4 protein-coding genes are annotated in these 4,352 nt (G+C 29.1%); all 4 read right to left on the minus strand.

The features are described 5' to 3' along the window. On the minus strand, window positions 1–1,064 hold a 1,064-nt coding region (gene rpoN / locus VJ881_07535), incomplete at its 3' end, for an RNA polymerase factor sigma-54 (protein ID HKL75902.1). A 35-nt stretch (window positions 1,065–1,099) separates the two neighbouring features. After that, complete coding sequence (locus VJ881_07540) at window positions 1,100–2,356, minus strand: YvcK family protein (GenBank protein HKL75903.1); 1,257 nt, start codon at window positions 2,354–2,356, stop codon at window positions 1,100–1,102. Between the two features lie 32 nt (window positions 2,357–2,388). Next, entirely contained in the window at window positions 2,389–3,273 is an 885-nt protein-coding gene (rapZ, locus tag VJ881_07545) for an RNase adapter RapZ (protein ID HKL75904.1), read from the minus strand. Window positions 3,274–3,370: 97 nt separating this feature from the next. Beyond that, on the minus strand, window positions 3,371–4,336 hold the full coding sequence (locus VJ881_07550; GenBank protein ID HKL75905.1) for a diacylglycerol kinase family protein: 966 nt from the start codon (window positions 4,334–4,336) through the stop codon (window positions 3,371–3,373). Window positions 4,337–4,352: the final 16 nt, after the last annotated feature.

The raw sequence follows: 4,352 nt of genomic DNA on the forward strand, positions 1-4,352 counted from the left end.
GTTGCTCTACTTACTGTAGATTCATGCATTTCAATTTCATCAGCTATATCCTGCATGGTCATTGGTTTAATATATTTTACACCATTTTTCAAAAATTCTTTTTGTTTTTTAACAATAGCATTGGCAATTCTAAAAACAGTAATTCTTCTCTGTTCTATACTTTTTATTAACCAGAGAGCTGATTTGAATTTCTTTTTTAAGAAATCATGGGTGTCATCTCCACGATTTTTTTGCATCATTTTATAATATTGAGGATTTATCCTTAAAACCGGACTTGCTTTTTCATTGATTACTACTACAAATTCACCATTTACATTTTTTATCACTATATCAGGTGTAATATATTTTGTATTGTGTTTTTCATTAAATGAAGCAGCAGGACGAGGATTGAGAGTTTTTATAACTTTAATTGCTCTCATCACTTTTTCTTTATCTCTATCAACTTTTTTTATAATTTCTTTATAATTTTGATCCACTAATAATTGAAAATATTCTTCCACAATTTCATTAGCTATTTCAGTATTAGTATCAAGACTATCTAATTGTATTAATAAAGATTCCTGGAGATTAGGAGCAGCTACCCCAATAGGTTCCAGATAATTAATTCTTTCCAATACACTTTCTACTTTATCTTCAGAAGTATCTAAATTTTTACTTATTTCTGTCACTGATTCACAGAGAAAACCACATTGATCAAGATTTCCTAAGATATATTCTCCTATCTCTATTTCATCATCATCCAAAACTTGATATAATTGATTTTCTAGATATTCTAATAAATTAGGTTGATAACTAACAAAATTTTCATAATTATACTCATCATCTCTACTGTTAACTGTTGATGAGTAGGAAGGAGAAGAATATTGATTTTCAATACGATCATCTAATTTTTCTTTGTTATCTTCAGTATCTTTTTCAAGTAATGGATTATCTTTCAATTCTTCATCAACATACTCCTGAAGTTCCTGACTTGAAAACTGAAGTAATTCAATAGCCATTTGTAATTGTGGGGTCATAACTAATTCCTGTTTTTGTTCTAAATTTAAAGATAAACCTAAATCCATTATTTTTCTCCCCTTCTATAAAACAAGCTTTAAACTTATAAGCTTTTTTCAGCTATTTCATAAATAAGGTTTGCAAGACTGTCTGGATCATGTCGAATATAGCCATCTTCAGCAAGAAGATTATCACTTACTACTTTAATGTCACCTCTACCTTTTAATTTATTATCAACTTTAACAGCAAATGCACCTTCTTCTTTATATCTTTTTTCTAATTTTTCTCCACCTTTTTCCTGATTAACTATTACATAATCAAATACCCCTTTACCTACATGATTTTCAATTGCTTCCACATGGTCTGAAGCATTATAATCATCAGTTTCACCTGGTTGAGTCATCACATTACAAACATAAATTTTTACAGCATCACTTTTTTTAAGTTCAGAAGCAATTCCATTTACCAACAGATTAGGTAAAATACTTGTATAAAGACTACCTGGACCTATAACCAAAATTTCAGCATTTCTAATTGCTTTAATAGCATCTTCAGTTGCCTGACAATCCTCAGGTTTTAAAAAAACTTCATCTATTTTTTTGGAAGGTTTGGGAATTATTGATTCGCCAACCTTTATTGTATCATCAAGATAACGAGCTCCAAGTTTGATATTTTCATTAGAAGCTGGAATTACCTGTCCTCTAATTGCCAGTACTTTACTTGATTCTTTAATAGCATCTTCAAAATCTCCTAAAACTTCTGTCATTGAAGCTATAAAAAGATTTCCAAAACTATGACCAACTAGATGTCCTTCCCGGGAAAAACGATATCTAAATAACTGCTCCATTAATGATTCTCTTTCAGCCAGAGCCACCAAACAATTTCTTATATCTCCAGGTGGTAAAATACCTAATTCATCTCTTAGTCTACCAGAACTTCCTCCATCATCAGCAACTGTAACAATTGCCGAAAGATTGCTGCTATTTTTTTTCAAACCTCTGAGCAGATTAGAAAGTCCGGTTCCACCACCTACGACAGTAACTTTTGGTCCTTTTTCTAATAATTTCTTTTCTAAAAGAGTATCAACTATTTCTCCATTGGTTAATCTTTCTGAAACAGATATTTCAGAAATCAATTTTTTTATAGAATAATAGACTATAATCATTCCTAAGAGTAAAGAAAAAATTCCTATTATTAGAACAAAAAAACCTGTATTAATTTTTAAAATTACAAAATATTTTATTATACCTTCATAAAAAAACAACATTATCCCAAAACTGATCAAAATCATTCCAAAAAGAGCTAAAAATAGCCATCTTTTGATTCCAAGTCCTGGATATAATAATTTTAAATATTTCACAACTTACACTCCCATACTTTACTATTAGTCTATCATTCTTCTATTAATTGAGAGCTTTTATCTCTCTTTTTGTCGATATCTCTGTGTTTAATAACTGCTCTATAACCTTTGTTTTCAATAAATTCTCCCAGTTTTAAAGCTGTAAATACTGAACGGTGTTGGCCTCCAGTACAGCCAACAGCAATCGACAAATGACTTTTTCCTTCTTTTATATACTCAGGTATTAAAAATTCTATAAAATCAAATAATTTATCATAAAAATTACTGGCTACTGGCCATTTTAAAATATAATCCTGAACTTCTTTTTCTTTACCAGTTTTATTTTTGAGATGATTAACATAATGAGGGTTTGGTAAAAATCTTACATCAAAAACCAGATCAGAATCTTTGGGCATTCCATATTTAAAACCAAAAGAAACAACTGAAATAGATATCTTTTGTTCTCCACCTTCATCAAGAGAATAAATAGATTCCAGTTCATTATTAAAATCTTTTACACTTAAACGAGAAGTATCTATTATATTAGTTGATTTACCTCTAAATTCTTCCATTAATTTTCTTTCTTTTTTAATAGCTTCTATCATTCTTCCTTCTTTATCTAATGGATGTTTCCTTCTTGTTTCTTTATAACGTCTTATTAAAGTTTCATTTGACGCTTCTAAATAAAGTATTTCATAATCTATATTCATTTCTTCCAGATTGGCTAATTGACTATAAAGAGCTTCAAAAAATTCCCGTCCTCTAATATCACTAACCACTGCTATTTTATTCATTTCAGAATGAAGACACAATTTAGCAAACTTTGTTATTAAAGCAGGAGGAAGATTATCTACACAAAAATAACCTCTATCTTCAAAAAAATTAAGGGCAAGAGATTTCCCTGCACCTGACATACCTGTAATTAATAAAAAATCCATTTAAATTCCTCCCTGTGTTTTATTTTACTATACAATTTCCTAAAAGTAAACTGGCAAGTATTGTTTAAGTTTATAGATTTAACCTATTATGGATAATTTATAAAAGTAAAATACTTATTTTTTTGGGAATTATTTTGAAATGAGCAGGCAGTTTTCCAGCAGCTTCTCCATCAATATTTAAATAAACCTTTTCTTCAGAACTTATCTCTATATCTTTTCCCTGATAACTATTGACTTTAGGATGACTTAAATGTCTTCCAGAATAGGCTTTATACAAATTAGTTATAATTTCTAGTTTATTTAAATTACCTAAAACAATTAAATTGAGCAAGCCATCATCTATCCTGGCCCCTGGAGCAATATTCATTCCACCAGCAAAATGACTGCCATTTGCTACTACAATACTATTTACTTTATCATTTACTATTTCTTTATCATCAATTTTTACCTTAAATTTTTTGTTTTTATAAAAGGCCAGAGTTTTTAATATTCCTACTAAATATGTTAACTTTCCATTAAAAAATTTACCACCTTTTTCAATACGGGCTACAGTTTCTCCACCAATACCGGCATCACTTATATTAAGAAAATATCTCCAGGTTTTATGATTTTGGTTATTGATATAATCAATTTTAACAATATCTATTAATTTTTTTCGTCCATTTTTAATGATCTCTATAATTTCTTTTTTAGAATTACCTATCCCCAAACTTCTTATAAAATCAGAGCCTGTACCCCTCGAGAAAATTATTAATTCAGCTTCAGGATTAATCAAATTTCCATTTTCAAAAAAACCATTAACTACCTCATTTGCTGTTCCATCTCCACCTACACTCATTATGTATTTATAACCATCTTTTAAAGCTCTTCGAACCATCTTTATAGCATGCTCTGGATATTCACTTTTTCTAAAAACAAAATCTATATTGTTTTTCTTTAAATAATCAGCAATATTAGGCCAGTTTTTCCCTGTTCTTCCATTTGCAGAAACTGGATTTACAACTGTAAATATTTTATTAGCTAAATCTTTAGAAATTTCAGGATTTTCTTTCCTCTCTCTCATTGTCTATCAACTCTTT

The sequence above is a fragment of the Halanaerobiales bacterium genome (assembly GCA_035270125.1).
Lineage (GTDB): Bacteria > Bacillota > Halanaerobiia > Halanaerobiales > DATFIM01 > DATFIM01.